Source organism: Gordonia sesuvii (assembly GCF_036350415.1).
GTDB lineage: Bacteria > Actinomycetota > Actinomycetes > Mycobacteriales > Mycobacteriaceae > Gordonia > Gordonia sesuvii.
On sequence record NZ_JAZDUF010000003.1, the window covers coordinates 254,810 to 272,688 of the forward strand.

The 17,879-nt window shown below is 68.9% G+C and carries 2 protein-coding genes (1 of these 2 cut by a window edge); both read right to left on the reverse strand.

The genetic code is table 11. The annotated features are described in order from the left end of the window. Positions 1-9,420, reverse strand: partial view of a non-ribosomal peptide synthase/polyketide synthase gene (locus tag VZC37_RS12035; RefSeq protein ID WP_330432732.1) — the beginning only. 15,579 nt of this gene lie to the left of the window's left edge; 9,420 of the gene's 24,999 nt are visible here — the first part of the coding sequence; its start codon is at positions 9,418-9,420; its stop codon lies beyond the left edge, outside the window. Continuing rightward, positions 9,417-17,507 carry an amino acid adenylation domain-containing protein gene (locus VZC37_RS12040; protein WP_330432733.1) on the reverse strand — a complete coding sequence of 2,697 codons (8,091 nt, stop codon included), beginning with the start codon at positions 17,505-17,507 and terminating at the stop codon, positions 9,417-9,419. Before VZC37_RS12040 ends, VZC37_RS12035 begins: the two co-directional genes overlap by 4 nt. Positions 17,508-17,879 lie beyond the last annotated feature (372 nt).

Consider the following 17,879-nt stretch of genomic DNA (forward strand, 5'->3'; position numbering starts at 1 on the left):
CAGTGCGTCTTCGATCTCACCGAGCTCGATCCGCAGGCCACGCAGTTTGACCTGATCGTCGCTACGGCCCACATAGTCGAGCACCAGTTCCCCGGTCGCCGCTTCCCGCCGCCACGCCACCACGTCACCGGTCCGGTACATCCGTGCGCCGGGTGCCCCGTAGGGTCCGGCGACGAACCGGTCCGCGGTGAGCGCCGGGCGTGCGAGGTATCCCCGAGCCAACGCATCGCCGATCACGTACAGGTCGCCCGCCATACCCACCGGGACCACCCGCAGGCGGTCGTCGAGCACCACGAGGTCGACACCGGGTAGCGGTCCGCCCATGTGCACGCGCGCACCGGCGTGGAGCGGATGGCTCATCGTCACCGCCACCGAGGCCTCGGATGGGCCGTAGGCGTTGATGAATCGGAGACGTGGGCCCCACCGGTCGACGAGCGTCTGCGACACCGCCTCACCACCGCTGCCCAGCACCGAGACGTCCGGGATGTCCGCGGGATCAATGGTCGCCAACACCGTCGGCGTCAGGAACACGTGGCTGATGCGGTGTTCTCGGATGAACGCGGCCAGCATCTCGCCGCCCGGGGTGTCGTCGGGCCGGTAGACCAGTGCGGCACCCGACATGGACGCCATCAGCCATTCCAGGACGGAGGCGTCGAAGCTCGGCGATGCGAAGCCGAGGACCCGCGATCGGGGATGCACGTCGAATCGGGCGATCTCGGCCGAACCGAAGTTGTACGCGCCGCGGTAGGTGACCGGCACACCTTTCGGGGTTCCGGTCGAACCCGACGTGTAGATCACATACGCGATCGCATCGAGGTGTGGGGTGCCGATCCGTTCGGCGGGCGCCAGGGCATCGGTGTCCAGCCCGGAGGTCTCCGCGGTGAAGGCCGGGGCGTCCACGACGGTCCAGGCGACGTCGTCGGACAGTCGTGGCAGGTACCGATCGGTGGTGAGTCCCAGTGCCACTCCGGAATCGGTGAGGATGTGCGCGATCCGCTCCGGCGGGTAGTCGGGGTCCACCGGCACGTAGCCCGCACCGGTCTTGGCGACGGCCCAGATGGCGGTGAGCAGGTCGGTCGACCGGCCCAGCGCCAACGCCACGAGCGACTCGACACCGACCCCGCGAGAGACGAGCCATCGCGCCAACCGGTTCGACCGCGCATCGAGTTCGGCATAGGACAGTTGCGTTCCGCCGGCGTCGAGCACCGCGGGCCGATCGGGATGGCGCGCGACGACATCGGCGAACACTTCCCCGAGGAGTCGGGGGGCTGCGCCGACGCCACCCGTGACCGGGGTCAGCTCGGCTGATCGCGCGGCGGGCAGCAGCGCGAGGTCGGCGGTGCGGATGTCGGGATCGGCCACCGCGCAGCGAATGATCTCGACCAGGGCGGTGGCGAACACCTCGATCTGGTCGACGCCGAACGCCCCGGGGAGGTACTTGAGTTTCAGTGCGAAGCCGTCGGCCACGGGCGAGGTCGCCAGGTTGAGCGGGTAGTGAGTGGCGTCGAGCAACTCGACGTTCCGTACGTCGAGCCCCAGAGTTTCTGCGGCGGAGAAGGAGTCGGTGTCCACTGGATACGACTCGTGCACGGTCAACGTGTCGAAGAGCGGACCGTTCCCGGCGTGGGCAAGGGCGGTGAGCCGCGGCAATCCCAGGTGCTGGTGATCGAGAACGGCGACCTTGCCGGCCTGGATGCGACGCAGCACGTGCCGCACGCCGGCGTCGGGGTCGACGTCGCACACCGCGGGCACGGTGTTGATGAACAGACCCACCATGGACTCGACGCCGTCGAGATCGGCCGGGCGTCCCGACACCGTCTCGCCGAAGGTCACCACGCGTTCACCCGTCAACCGGGACAGCAGCACCGCCCAGGCGAAACCGAACACGGTCGCCACGGTGGTGTCGCTGGACCGGGCCAGCGCTTCGGCACCTGCGGACAGCTCGTCGCCCAACATGACGATGTGGTCGCGGGGCAGCAACCCGGGGGTGGCGCTCGCCCCGGGCGCCACCAGCGTCGGCGCCGTCACCGGGGACAAGATCTCCGCCCAGGCCGCCTCGCCCGCCGCGACGTCGGACGACCCGAGTCGCCGGAGGTGGGTGGCGAAGTCCGGTGTGCCCGGCCCGGCCGCGCCGGTGTAGGTGACCCCGGAAGCGTAGAGCGACAGCAGATCCGCGAGCACCAGCGGGCCGGACCAGCCGTCGAAGAGGATGTGGTGGTTGGTGACCACGAGGCTCGTTGATGTGGCGCGCCGGACCAGGACGAAACGGACCAGCGGCGGTGCCGCGAGGTCGAACGGCGTCACACGTTCGCGTTCGCAGATCTCGGCGATGCGCGCGTTGGCCGCATCGTCGTCGAGGTCGCGGAGGTCGACCGTCTCCCATGGCGCGGTGGCCGACTGCGGCACGACGGCGACCACCGACCCGCTGTCGGTCTCGGTGAAACCGGAACGCAGCACCCGGTGATGCGCGAACAACTCATCCGTGGCGCGGCGTAGTCGAGCCTCGTCGACGTCCTCGCCGAGTTCCAGAACTGCTTGGGTGACATACACATCGACCGCGGAGTGGTCGGCGGTGGCGAGCGCGGACTCCAGTCGAAGGCCGAGCTGCAGCGGTGTCAGCGGCCACACGTCGGCACCGGGATACCGGGCCGCGAGCATGTCCAGGTCGGATTGGGACACATCGGTGCCGGGCACGTCGGACGGCGACAGCCCGACCTCGCCCGTACGGACCGCGCCCACGATCTCCGCGAGCTCGGCGGACCAGCGGATCGCCAGGTCCTCGACGTCGTCGGCGGACAGGATCTCACCGGCGTACAGGAAATCCGCGGACAGTTCGCGGCCGCGGTCAGTTGCCCGGGTCCCGACGTTCACGGTGATCACGTTCATCGCCGTCATCGCGCCCGACACCGTGGCCGGCAACGCCGGAGCATCGGTGTCCGGCGTGAACGGCAACCCGGCTGCCGCAGACGCGGCGCCGCCGGCTCCGAAGAAGTTGAACCCGATCGATGGCAGCGGTCGCCCCGCCAGGCGGTCGTCGCCACCGAATCGCAGCAGTCCGAAGCCGATTCCGCTGTCCGGGCGGGCCAGCCGCTCCTCCTTCGCGGCCTTCACCGCATGCACACCGTCCGCACCCGGGTCGAGCAGCATCGGAGCGATCGTGGTGAACCACCCGACCGTGCGCGACAGGTCGGCCGACCTCGGCTCGGGTCCGGTCGCGACGACCTCGTCGTAGCGACCGTGGCCTTCCACCAGGATGCCGACCGGTGCTGCGTCGACGATGCCCCGAGCCGCCTGCCACGACCGGACGGCACGCGCGAGCGCGGCCAGCAGCGCATCGTCCAGATTGGCCCGGAAGGCCTCGGGCACCTCGGTCAGCAGCGCCTCGGTGACGTCGGAGTCCACGCGGTGGCGCAGCGAACCCACGGTCGCATAGTTGTCACGCGACCCATCCAGCGGTGCACCGAGATTCGTCGGCGCCGGGAGGCGGTCCGACCAGTAGTCCACCTCGCCACGGCGACGTTCGGTCTGGGTGGCCACCGCCGTGGCCCATGCGCGCGCGGTCGTCGCCTCGGGCCTGATTGCCGGGCGCCTCCCGTGGTGTAGATCGGCCCACACGGTGACCACGTCCTCACCGAGGACCGGCCATGACACCGCGTCGACACCGAGGTGGTGGATGGCAAGCACCACGCGCGCTCCGTCGGCACCGGATACCAGCACCGCCGACACCAGCGCGCCGGTGGACGGATCGAGGCGGCCCACGGCATCGGCGTGTGCACGTGTGATGAGGTCCGCGAACTCGGCAGATCCGGTCCGCACCCGCGCGTCGACGATGGCCACCCGGGCCGCGCTCGGGGTACCCGCGGTGAGCGTCCACCCGGTCGGCGACGCCTCGAGTCGGGCCGAGAGCATCGGGTGCGCGCCGATCACCACGTCCAGCACCTCACGGAGCCGGTCGGCGTCGAGGTCGTCGGGCGCCACCAGTACCAGGGCCTGCGAGAAGTCGGCGAAATCGTCTGCAGAGGTGGACAATTCGAGCATCCACGAGACGACCGGCGGTAGTGGGAGGTCACCGGAACCGCCACCGGGCGCCTCGTCGAGCAGCGGCAGGCGGCTGTCCGAGTCGAGAATCGACCGTGCGATCGCCCGGACGGTCTTGTGCTCGAACACCTCTCGTGGAGACAGTGTGATCCCGGCGGCCCGCGCCGCCGACGCCAGCTGGATGGACAGGATCGAGTCGCCGCCGAGCGCGAAGAACGATTCGACCACGCTCACCCGGTCGACGCCGAGGACCCCGGCAACGACCCCGGCCAGCGTCTCCTCCGTCGAGTTCGCCGGAGCGACGTACTCTTCGGCCTCGAACACCGGCTCCGGCAACGCCTTACGATCCAACTTGCCCGAACTGTTCAACGCGATGTCATCCAACGCCACCCACACCGACGGACGCATGTACTCCGGCAACGCCGCAGCCACCACACCCCGCGCCACCGACACATCCACCGACCCCGGCGACACATACGCCACCAAATGCTGCGCCCCCGTCGGCGCCACCACCACCGCACACGCCGCATGCACCACACCCGGCACCGACGCCACCACCGTCTCGATCTCACCCAACTCGATCCGCTGCCCCCGCAACTTCACCTGAAAATCCGTACGCCCCAAATACTCGATCTCACCCCCGACACCCCACCGCACCAAATCCCCCGTCCGATACAACCGCGACCCCGCCACACCAAACGGATCCGCCACAAACCGCTCCGCAGTCAACCCCGACCGCGTCGCATACCCCCGCGCCACCTGCACCCCACCGAGGTACAGCTCACCCGGAACCCCCGGCGGCACCAGCCGCAACCGCCCATCCAACACATACGTCCCCGTATTCCACACCGGCACACCGATCGGGACCATGTCCGCAGCGTGGGTGACGTCGACGTAGGCGACCTCGACGGCCGCCTCGGTGGGTCCGAAGAGGTTGACGATCTGTACGTGCGGGAGCATCTCGTGCGCGGCGGCGACCACGGTCGGCGGCAGCGCCTCCCCCGAGGCAAACATCCATCGCAAGGTGGTGAGCGTGCGAATCCGGTGGTGTGGGACCACGTCGAGGAACACCGACAGCATGGACGGCACGAAGTGCACGGAGGTGGCGCCGGTCTGCGCGATCAGGTCGGCGATGTAGAGGGGGTCGGCGTGGCCGCCCGGCCGTGCCACGACCATGGTGGCCCCGGATGCCATGGTGGCGAACAACTCCGGGACCGACACGTCGAAGGTGATCGGCGTCTTGAGAATGACCCGGTCCCCCGCGGTCCACGGATACTCGTGCAGCCCCCAACGGAGCCGGTTGAGTACCGAGCGGTGCGATACGGTCACACCCTTCGGGCGGCCGGTGGAGCCCGAGGTGAACAGCGTGTAGATCGCGTCGTCACCGCGCAGGGGGCGCAACCGCTCTGCGTCGGTGACGGGCTCCACGTCGGTCGGGACGTCCGTCGACGCCGAGACGGTCCGCACCGTCACCGTGGCGGACACGTCGTCGAGCCACCCGGGCCGGGCGTCGTCGCCGACGAGGATCGTACCGACGCCGGCCGTGTCGAGCATGTACCGCACCCGGTCGGCGGGTGCGGCGGTGTCGATCGGCACGTACTGCCCGCCGGCCGCGACGACCGCGTGGATGGCGACGACGAGCTCCACCGAACGCTCGAGCGAGACACCGACGGCCACCTCGGGACCGATGCCCGCCCCGATCAGCTCGCGGGCCAGGATCGCCACCCGCGCACCGAACTCGGCGTAGCTGACGGTCCGCTCGTCGACCAGGAGGGCGGGAGCGTCGGGAGTGGCCGAGACCTGGTCGGCCACCGCCTGGGCCACCGAGGTGTCCGGGATGTCCACGACCTCGCCCACGGACCAGTCGGTGAGTTCCCGGTGCTCGGCGACGGTGAGCAGGGCGGCATCGGACACGACCGAATCCGGTTGCGTCACGAGAAGATCCAGCAGACCGACGAATCTACCGACGAATCGCTCGATCGTTGCGGCGTCGAACAGATCCGTGGCGTACACGATCTCACCCGACCACGGGTGGTGTTCGGCCGCGGTCGCGAGGCTCATCAGCAGGTCGACCTTGGCCGGGGGGCGGCTCACCTCGGTCGGTGCGATGGCCATTCCGGCGACCGACACGGATTCCATGCCGGCGGCCAGTTCCGCCATCGACGATTGATTGAACGTCAGCATCACCTGCGCCAGCGGCGCGAATGCCTCCGACCGCACCGGGTCGAGACGTTCGACGACCGTCTCGAACGGTACGTCGGCGTTCGCGAAGGCCTCCAGATCGGTGCTGCGCACCTGGTCGAGCAGCTCTGCGAAGGTCATCGCCTCGTCGGTTCGCGTTCGCAGCACGAGGGTGTTGACGAACATGCCGATCAGCGGGTCGAGCACGCCCTGACCGCGTCCGGCGATGGGGGTGCCGACCGCGATGTCGTCGGTGGCCGACAGCCTGGCGAGCAGCACCGCGAGCGCGGCGTGGATCACCATGAAGGGTGTCGCACCGACCGCGCGGGCCAGTTCGCCGACGTGATCGGCGGTGGCCGAGGGTACCTCGAAGGTGACCCGGTCACCGCGGTAGGACGCGACCACCGGCCGGGGCCGGTCGGCGGGCAGTTCGAGGACGTCGGGCAATCCGGCGAGCTGACGAGCCCAGTAGGCGAGTTGGCCGCCGACCACCGAATCCGGATCGTCGACGGCGCCGAGCACCTCGTGCTGCCAGATGGCGAAGTCGGCGAACTGGACTGCCAGCGGCTCGTAGGTCGGCGCGTCGCCGGCGACCCGGGCCTCATAGGCGGCCGCGAAGTCGTCGACCAGCGGTACCAGCGACTCGCCGTCGGCGGCGATGTGGTGCACGACGAGGGCGAACAGCCAATCGCCCGAGTCGCCGCGCAGCAGCCGGGCGCGTACCGGCCAGTCGGTTGTCACGTCGAATCCGGTTCCCAGCGCCGTCTCGATGTCGGCGGCCGAGTCGGCGATCCCCCAGTCGATGGCGCCGTCGATCTCGGCGACCGGACGCACGTCCTGTACCGGCACGCCGTCCACCGCGGGGAAGAGCGTGCGCAGCACCTCGTGCCGCGCGACGACGTCGAGCAGCGCCTCGCGCAGCGCCGCCGCATCGACGTTCCCGGTCAGCTGCAGCAACATCGGCACGTTGTAGGTCGGCAGCGACGGATCGAACTGGTTGATGAACCACATCCGGGCCTGCGCGAAGGACAACGGCACCCGGTCTGGTCGGCGCGGAACCGCGAGCACCGGCGCGAGGCCCGCCCCGCGGCCCTCGATGATGGCGGCGAGGCCGCGGACCGTCGGTGCGTCGAACACGTCACGGACGGAGAGATCGACTTTCAGCACCTCGCCGGCACGTCCGACGATGCGCGCCGCGGCGAGCGAGTTCCCGCCGAGGTCGAACACCGAGTCGGCGACGCTGACCTCCTCGAGGCCCAGCACGTCGGCGACGATCTCGACGAGCGCCTCCTCGGTGTCGCCTGCCGCGGCGACGAATTCGGTGTCGACGCTGATCTTGGGTTCGGGCAGTGCCCGCCGGTCGAGCTTGCCGTTGACGGTGAGCGGCAACTGGTCGAGGACCATCACCACGTCGGGCACCATGTAGCTGGGGACGGCGGTGCCGGCGGCGCTTCTCAGTTCCGCCGGTGTGACCGCGGAGGTCCCGGTGAGCACCACATAGCCGACGAGCAGTTCATCGCCGCCGTCACGCCGTTTGACCGCCACCGCCGCCGCATCCACGCCCGGGGCGGCCAGGAGTGCCGATTCCACTTCGCCGAGTTCGATACGGAAACCACGCAATTGGACCTGGGCGTCGGATCGACCCAGATACTCGATGGTGTCGCCGCGGCGGATGGCCATGTCACCGCTGCGGTACATCCGGTCACCCGGGCCACCGAACGGGTTGGCGACGAATCGGCCCGAGGTGAGGCCGGGCCGGTCCAGGTACCCGCGGGTGACCTGGGTGCCGCTGACGTAGATCTCTCCGGGCACGCCGTCCGGGGCGGGACGCAGACGGTCGTCGAGCACCGCCATGGTGAGGTTCGGCAGCCCGTCCCCGATGTCGGATCCCTTGGCCGACACCACGAAGTCCGGGTCGAGAGCGCGGAAGGTGGAGTGCACGGTGGTCTCGGTGATGCCGTACATGTTCACCAGGACGGGGCCCACCGATCCCTCGGCCTCGACGCGGTCGGCATACCATCGCCGCACCTGCTCGAAATCCAGTGCCTCGCCGGCGAACACCATGTAGCGGACGGTGCCCGACAGGCGGGTGCGCGACGTGGGGCGGACCGCTGCGGCGAGCTGATAGTAGGCCGACGGGGTCTGCGACACCACGGTCGCGCCCTCCGCGATCAGCAGCTCCGCGAACTCGTCCGGGCTGCGGGTGGTGAGGAAGTCGACCACCACGAGTCGCCCGCCGAACAGCAGGGGTCCCCACATCTCGAACACCGAGACGTCGAAGGCGTACGAGTGGAACATCGTCCAGACGTCGTTCTCGGTGAAGTGGTAGTGCACCTGCGCCGCCGACATCAGGGCCAGAACGCTGCGATGCTCCACCACAACACCTTTGGGCCGTCCGGTCGAGCCCGAGGTGAAGATCATGTATGCGGCGAGCCGTGGGTCCACGGTGGTGGGCAACGCAACGCCGGAACCGGCGCCCCGTGCGATCAGCTCGGTGGTGGTCTGCCGGCCGACGTCGAGGTACGCGAGCGCCTCGACGCCGTCGGGGTCGGTGATGACGAGGGTCGGCGCGGCATCGGCGACGACGAAGGACAGGCGTTCGGCGGGATGGGAGATGTCGAGCGGAAGGTATGCCGCACCGGTCTTGAGGATCCCGAGGATCGCCACCATCACCTCGGCCGTGCGTGGCGTCGCCAAGCCGACGACGGACCCGGCACGCACACCGGAGGCGATCAGACCGGCCGCGAGCGCATCCGACTTCTCGTCGAGTTCCCGGTAGGTGAGCGCGGTTCCGGCCACATCGGTGACCGCGACGCGGTCGCCGAAACGGTGCACGGCGGAACGGAAGATGCCGGGCAGCGACCCCCAGTCCGTGGTTCCCGCGACCGCGCACGCGCGATCGCGGATCTCGGTGATCGCGGCCTGGGTGGCCGCGGCGATCTCACCGGGCGCGAGGCCGTCCTTCGGAATCAGGCCGGTGACGACGGCGCTCACGGCGGCATCGGTGTCCATCCCGCGGGCGGCGAACACGGCCGCGGTCGGGGCGACCCGTTCGTCGAGTTCGGCGAACGTCATCGCCCCGTCGGACGACGTGGGTGTCCGTGGTTCGATCCGGGCTGCGACCGCGATCAGGTCCCGCGTCGGCGGACGCCGCCCCCATGCTGTGGAAATGTCCGCCGAGTCCACACCGATCCCGGTCACCTGCGATCGCTACCTTCCGTTTCGGTGGCCTCCGTCGTCGACTGTTCGCCCTGCGCCACAATGGCGTTCGCGCGGTTTCGCAGATCGGAGAGAAGAGTGTCGAATCCCTCGGGGCCGGACTCGGCCAGCCCCGGGACGAGCGTCATCGCCGCCATGGTCAGGGCCGAATCCGCATCGGGGGCAGTCGGACTCATGGCAGTCATCATCACCTCGAGGTCGCCGAAGCTGACCACCGACGGAGTGATGACGGCCGGTGCCGTCGGGTCGGCCGCCGCCGCACGCATGATCAACGTGGAGAGCGCGACATCCGGTCCCGCATCCTCCGCCGCGGCGGCGAGGACCTCGTCGTCGAGCCTCAGCCGCACGTCGCCGACCGTGATCTCGGGGTCGGCGGTGATCGCTTCGAGCACCTGCACATATCGGGCGGCCAACCGCTCGACCGTCGCGTGCTCGAACAGATCGGTGGCGTAGAGGAACTGGGCGCGCATCGCTCCGCCCAGCTCGTCGCGGTCCGGATCGTTCGGGAACAGGGTGAGCTGCAGATCGACCTTCGCGGAGGTGAGCTCCTCGTGGATCGGCTCGACGGTGAGCCGATCGAACTGCAGACTCGGGAAGTCGACGTCCTGGAACGCGAGCATCACCTGGTAGATCGGGTTGTAGGAGGTCGGCGGCTTCGGCAGCGTCCGCGCGACGATCTCGTCGAATGCCACGTCGGTGTGCGACATGTCGGCGAGGTCCTCGTTGCGCACCCGTGCCAGCAGGTCGACGAATCGCTCGCCGGGGTCGACCCGGGTGCGCAGCGCCAGGGTGTTGACGAACATGCCGACCACGTCGTCGAGACTCTGCTCCCCGCGACCGGCGAACGGCGTACCGATCACCAGGTCGGTACTCCCCGACATCCGGTTGAGCAGTACGGCGAACGCGGCGTGGACGACCATGAAGGTCGTCGTATGGTGCCGGCGCGCGATCATCTCCAGTCCTGCGACGACCTCGGACGCGATCTCGAGGTCCACCGACTCACCCTGGAAGCTCGGCGATCTCGGCCGCTGGTGGTCGTGCGGCAGGTCGAGGCGTTCAGGCACTCCCGCCAGGCGGGTGTCCCAGTAGGCCAACTGCCGTTCCTCCTCGGTGGTGCCGTCGGGATCGGTGACGGCGAGACGTTCGGAGAGCCAGAGGCTGAAGTCCGCGTACTGCACGGGCAGCGGCTTCCAGGCCGGTTCGGCGCCGGTGCTGCGCGCGGCGTATGCGGTCATCAGATCGCGTGCCAGAGGGGACATCGACGCGCCGTCGGCGCTGATGTGGTGGATCACGAACACCAGGACGTGCTCGGTGGTCGAGGCACGTAGCAGCACCGCCCGCACCGGCGGCCGGGTGGTGATGTCGAACCCCTCCCCGGTGACCTCGCCGATGGCGCTCTCGAGCGAGCCGCCGGCTTCTCGGACCTCGACGGTCAGTTCGCTCTCGACGACGTCGGCCGGCATGATCACCTGAACCGGTTCGTCATTGATCATCGGGTACGTCGTGCGCAGCGATTCGTGCCGGCGGACGAGGTCGGCGGTCGCCATCTGCAGTGCGGCAACGTCGAGGTCACCGGTGAGGCGTAGCGCCATCGCCACGTTGTAGGCCGCCGAATCCGGGTCGGCGCGATTGACCAGCCAGAGGCCACGCTGCATCCCCGACACCCGGACGAGTTCGGCGCGGCTGCGGGCGAGCAAAGGTGGGGCACCGTGACCGGTCGGACCGCCGGCCAGCGACTGCGCGAGCATCGACACTGTCGGGTGCTCGAACAGCACCTTGACCGGCACCGGCCGATCGAGCAGTGCCGAGAGCCGCGAGGTCACCTTGGTCGCCGACAACGAGCTGCCGCCGAGGTCGAAGAAGTCCGCATCGGCGCTGATCCGGTCCAGGCCGAGCACCTGGCCGAAGATTCCCGCGACCACCGCCTCCATCTGCGAACTCGGCGCCCGGTAGAGCACGGATGAGGAGAAGTCCACCGGTGGAAGGGATTTGCGATCGATCTTTCCGGAGGTGGTGAGCCGGAACTCGGGGACGACGACGAGCGAGTGCGGCACCATGTACGCGGGCAGGTGAGCCGCGGCCTGCTCGAGAATCCGCTTGGGTTCCACCGACGCCCCGTCGGTCAGACGGGCGTAGGCGACGAGTACGTCGTCGCCGCCGGGGCCCGGAACACCGAGGCTGACGACCTCGCTGACCAGGGGGTGACGGGCGATGGCCGCATCGACCTCGCCCGGTTCGATGCGCAGGCCGCGGATCTTCAGCTGGAAGTCGGTGCGTCCCACATATCTCAGCGCGCCCGACGGTGTGCGCACCACGCGATCGCCGGTGCGGTACATACGCTCCCCCGCACCGAACGGGCTCGCGACGAAACGCGTCGCGGTCAGATCGGGCCGAGAGTGGTACGCCTGTGCCAACTGGATGCCGGTCAGGTAGAGCTCGCCGGGGACGCCGGTCGGGACCGGTCGCAGGGCCGGGTCGAGCACGAGTGCTCCGACGCCGGGAACCGCGCGACCGATGGTGACCTCATCGCCCTCGTGCAACGGTCCGGCGGCGGTGGCCCAGATGGTCACCTCCGTCGGCCCGTACAGATTGAAGAACGCGCGACCCGCACGCGCCCAGCGCCGCATGAGATCCGGCGGGCAGGCCTCGCCGACGCTGATGACCCGGCTCAGGGTCGGCACCGCTGCGGGCTCCAACGTCGCCAGGGCGGACGGCGTCATCACGGCGTGGGTGACCTGGTGCCGGTCGATGAGCGCCGCGAGTTCGTCGCCCCCGTACACCCCGCTCGGACTCACCACCAGTTCGGCTCCGCTGCCCAGGGCCATCAGGATCTCGAAGATCGACGCGTCGAAGCTCGGCGACGCGACATGCAGGACGCGGGATCGCTGGTCGAGGCGCAGGATCTTCTTCTGATTCGTCGCGACCGTGGCGAGACCGCGGTGGCTCAGGGCCGCCGCCTTGGGCTTGCCGGTGGATCCCGACGTGTAGATGAGATAGGCGAGGTCGTCGATCACGGGCACGCGCACCAGTTCGTCGGCGCGCAGTCGAGCGCCACTGTGACCGGCCAGCTGCCACTCCACCGACTCGTCGTCGATCGGCAGCCACTCGACCCCGTCCGGCACCCTGCCGGCGACCTCGACGGACGTCAGGCCCAGGCATGCCTCGCTGTCGGCGAGGATCTCCGCCAACCGGCCTGCCGGGTGGGCCGGATCGACGCTGACGAACGCCGCCCCCGACTTCGCCACCCCGAGCATCGCGATCACCGACAGATGCGACCGCGGGACACAGATGGCCACCACATCGCCCGGACCGACGTCGCGCGAGATCAGTTCGCGGGCAAGTTGATTCGTGCCGGCCTCGAGCGTCGACCAGGTGACCGTGTGGGACCCGCTGATCGCGACCGCCGACGGGTTGGCCTGGACCAGGCCGTTGAACAGCAGATCCCGCAGCGTCTCGGGAACGGCCGGGGACTTCGGATGCCGGGTCAGTGCGGCGATCTCGGCCGGGTCGACCAGGTCGATCGTGCCCACCCGGCGGGTGGGTGCGGCGATCATCGTCCGAAGCACCAGCTCGAGCTGCTGTGCCAGACGCTCGATGGTCCGCTGGTCGAAAAGGTCGGCAGCATAAGCGAGTTCGACGTCGAATCCGCTGGAACCAACGTGATCGGTGACGGTGATGGAGAGATCGAACTTGGCCGCGGGTACCCGCGCGTCGAGCATCTCGGCGGCCTCGGTCCACTCCTCGAGCGCCCGCGCCTGTCCGGGGTGCATGGTCAGCGACACCTGGAACAGCGGCGTGTGCGCGGCCGATCGCTCCGGGGCCACGGCCTCCACCACCCGCTCGAACGGGATCGTCGCATGACGCATCGCACGGGTGCGGGTGGTGTGCGCCCGATCCAACAGTTCGGCGGTCGTGTCGCCCGGGCCGACCGGCGTCCGCAGCACCACGGTGTTGACGAACATCCCGACCAGCTCGGCGGTCTCGGGTTCGTCCCGTCCGGCGACGGCGGTACCGATCGCGACCTCGTCGACCTCTGCCCAGCGCGCCAGCAGGATCGCGAAAGCGGTGTGCAACACGGAGAACGGGGTGACGTTGTGGTCCCGTGCCAGCGCGCGGATCCCGGCGACGAGATCCGGATCGAAGGTGGTGTCGACGTATCCGCCACTGCCGGACGCCACATGCGGCCGCGGATGGTCGGTGGGCAGCGGCAGGAACCCGGGCAGTCCGGCGAGTTCGTCCTGCCAGAACGCGACGCCGTCGGTGGCGATCGTCGTCGGCTCGTCGGGGGCCCCGAGCAGTCGGTGCTGCCACATCGCGAAGTCGGCGTACTGCACGTCCAGCGGCGGAAGGGGGCTGTCGGCCCCCCGCCGACGGGCGGTGTAGGCGACGAACAGATCACGGATCAGCGGGACCAGCGAAAACCCGTCGCCGGCGATGTGATGCAGCACCACGACCACGACGTAACCTGCCGGGTCCTGCAGAATCCGGGCACGGAAAGGGATCTCGTTCGCGAGATCGAATCCGCGTGCGGCCTCGGCGGCGATCACCTCGTCGATCCGGCCGTCGACGACGGCGACTTCGGTGTCGATGGTGGACAACGCCTCGGTGGAATCGAGGATCTCCTGGACGGGTTCGCCGCCATGCGAACCGAACCTGGTGCGCAGGGTCTCGTGGCGTTGCACGAGGTCGCCGATCGCGTGCGCCAGGGCCTCGATGTCGACGTCATCGCCGAGGCGGACGGCGCCGGGCATGTTGTACGTCCCGGCGCCGGGGTCCATCCGGTTGACGAACCACAGCCGGGTCTGGGCGTGCGACAACGGGATGATCTCCGGCCGCGGCTCGACCCGCGTGAGCGTCGGACGTCCGTCGGCGCCGGTCGATCGGGAGCGCTCGGCGATCTCGCCGACGTCGACCGAGGTGAACACGTCGGTGAGGTCGATCCGCACGTTGTGTTCGACCCGCGCCCGGGACACCAGGCGGGCCGCCATGAGGGAATCCCCGCCGAGCGCGAAGATGTTGTCCCGCAGACCGATCCGTTCCACTCCCAATGCCTCGCCGATCAGTTCGGCCAGTGTGATCTCGACAGGTGTGCGGGGGGCTTCGTAACCCACCACCGGTTTGAGGTCGGGCGCGGGCAGACGCTTGCGGTCGAGCTTCCCGGTCGCCCCGATCGGGAACTGGTCGAGCAACACGGCCGCGGAGGGGACCATGTGCGACGGGAGGTGACGACGGCACCACGACAGGGCGGCCGCCTCGCTCACCGACTCGTCCTCGGACCGCAGATACGCCACCAACACCGGGCCCGGACCGAGGTCCGTACGCGGAATCACCGCGGTGGCGTCGATACCCGGCATCGCGTCGAGGACCGCCTCGATCTCTCCCGGCTCGATCCGCTGGCCACGGATCTTGACCTGGAAGTCGGTGCGGCCCAGGTATTGCAGCTCGCCGTGGCTGTCCCACCGGACCAGGTCGCCGGTGCGGTACATCCGGTCACCCGGGGCCTTGAACGGGTCGGCGACGAACCGATCGGCGGTCAGGTCGGCACGCCCGACATAGCCGTCGGCCAATTGGCAGCCGGCGAGGTACAGCTCCCCCGCCACGCCGGCGGGTACCGGCTGCAGGCGGGTGTCCAGAACATAGGTGTCGGTGTTGGCGACCGGACGTCCGATCGGGACCGGCCCGTCCTCGGCGACGACCCGGTGCTCGGTGACGTCGACCGCCGCCTCCGTCGGCCCGTACAGGTTCACCAGTTCAGCGGTCGAACCGTCGAGGACGCGGTCGGCCAGCAGGCGGGGCAACGCCTCGCCGGAGGTGAACACCCGACGCATCGCCGGCGGGAACAGCGTCTCGTGTCCCTCGTTCTGCAACACCCCGTCGTTCTGCAACACCCCGTCGTTCTGCAATACCCCGTCGTTCTGCAACACCTCCGTGTACACGTCGAGCATCGAGGGCACGAAGTGTGCGACGTTGACGTCGCGTCGGGTGATCAGGTCGAGCAGGTACTCGGGGTCGCGGTGTCCACCCGGCCGCGCGATGACCATCCGCGCACCCTGTGCCAGCGGCCACAACAGTTCCCACACGGAGACGTCGAAGGTGAAGGGGGTCTTGTACAGCACCCGGTCGTCGACCGACAGCGGATAGTTGGTCTGCATCCACGCCAGGCGGTTCACGACGGCCTCGTGTCCGACCTGCACACCCTTCGGGGTGCCCGTGGAACCGGACGTGAAGATCACGTATGCGGCCTCGCGCGCACCGCCCACGGTGCGGACCGCCGCCGATTCGCCGGCGGCGTCGGCTCCCCGCGCGATGGCGTCGAAGCCGATGTCGGTCAGGCGTGAGGCATCGATGACCACCGGCGCCGACACCGTCTTGGCGATCATCTGCCGCCGTTCGTCGGGCGCAGCGGGGTCGACGGGCACATACGCCGCGCCGACGGTCAGAACCGCGTAGATGGCCGCGACCTGGCCGATGCCGCGGTCGAGCGCCACGACGACGTGATCGCCGCGGCGCACACCCGACGAGACGAGGTGTGCGGCGAGTACTCGCCGGAGACGGTCGAATTCGGTGTACGACCACTGGCGGTCGTCGAACTCGACGGCGACCCGGTCGCCGTGGTCGGCGACGTTGCGTTCGAAAGGTTCCAGCAGGTGGGTGATCTGCTCGGGTTCACCGAGGGCGGGCCCGTGGCCGAGGTCGATCAGTTCCTGCCGCTCGCCGGGCATCAGCAGATCCACGTCCCCGATCAGGGTGTCGAGGCGATCGAAGAGCCGCCCGAGGAAGACCAGGAAGCGCTCGAGGTGGCCCCGCAGTTCGTCGACGGTGTAGAGATGCGGATTGCCATGTAGGTCGACGACGAGCCGGGCCCCGGGGCTGGCCTGGTAGACGTTGAGGCGCAGGTCCTCCAGGATCCCGGACGTCAGGATCTGGTATTCGACCTGGGCACCGACCATCTCGATCGGCTTGTCGAAGAACATCAGGTTGACGATCGGACCGAACGAGGCTGTGTTGGCGTCGGCCAGGCCGGCGTCGATGCGGATGTCCTCGAACCGGTACCGCTGGTGGCGCAGGGCGCCGGTCAGCTCGAGTTGGCTCTGTTCGATGAGGTCGCGGGTCGACAGCCGCGATACGTCACGTGCCCGGATCGGCAGCATGTTGGCGAGCATGCCGCTGGCGTTCTTGATCTTGGCGGTCGCACGGCCGGTAACGGGAAGGCTGAGCACCACGTCGTCGGTGCCGGCCATACGGGCGAGATAGGCCGAGAAGCCCGCGGTCATCAGCACCGCGGCGGAGGTGTTGAGCTCTGCGGCGATCGCGTCGAGCCGGGCCTGTGCGTCTGCGCTCATCTCGTCGCCGGCCACGAGGTTGCGCGGTGAGAGCGGAGCGGCCGCCGACTGTTGTGCGAGTGTCACCCGTTCCGGCAGGTCGCTGACCCGCTCCACCCAGTGGTCCCGATCGGTCAGGCGGCGAGAGCCCTCGCGGTATTTGATGTCGTCGGCGACCAGTTCGGCGAGCGTCGCACGCGGCTTCGGCGTGTACTCGGCCCCGTCGATCGCGGCGTTGTAGCGGTTCAGGACGTCCAGAACAGAGGTCAGGCCGGCATATCCGTCGAGTGCGATGTGATGCGCCCGCACGTACCAGAAAGATCGATCGTCGGCGACGCGGATCAACGAGGAATTGACCAGGCGATCGGTACGCAGATCCATTTGTCGCTGATAATCGTCGTTCATCCATTGGTGAGCGGCGGCGACCGGATCGGGGCGATCACGAAAATCGAGGAAATCGACGTCGTTGTCCATCTGCCGGTCGACGAACTGCATCGGGACGCCGTTGACCTCGACGATGCGACTGAACGCGGACTCGCGGTCGCGGCCGCTCTCGACGGTCACCCGGCGGAAGAGTTCACGATCGAGTTCGCGCCCGTCGTCACGGATGTCGAGATACTGAGCAACGGTAACGGAATAGTCGGCAGAGAGGTTCTCCGCGAACCACATACCGCGCTGCGCGGCGGTCAGTTCGAGGGGTGTCGGTTGGGTCTCGGTGGCATCATGGGTGCGTTCTGCTGACCCCATCGCCTCTCTCTTCCAGTCGGTCGGCCAGCCTGATCCAACGACTCAATCGGCCGGCCCGATCCGGCGACGAACACATTCGACCGACGCAAGGATCGCTGCGGGCTGTCTGTTCCGTGGGAACAACACTGTTCCCGGGGAACAGTCTGCGTCATTATCCACCTTTCAAATCGGACTACGCCATGATTCGGTTGAATGGATGAGCGCCGACGAAACCACCGGAAACAGGGAGCAAACGCCTAGCTCACAGAAGGAATTCGGTTCTGGGCGTCGGTTCGTTACTTATTCTCGGGTGGGGTCGTCCAAACGTACGAAGGCGGCGGCGGGACAAGTAATGTTTGAGCCTCTCCGAACGACAATGTCGGGAGGGCGATG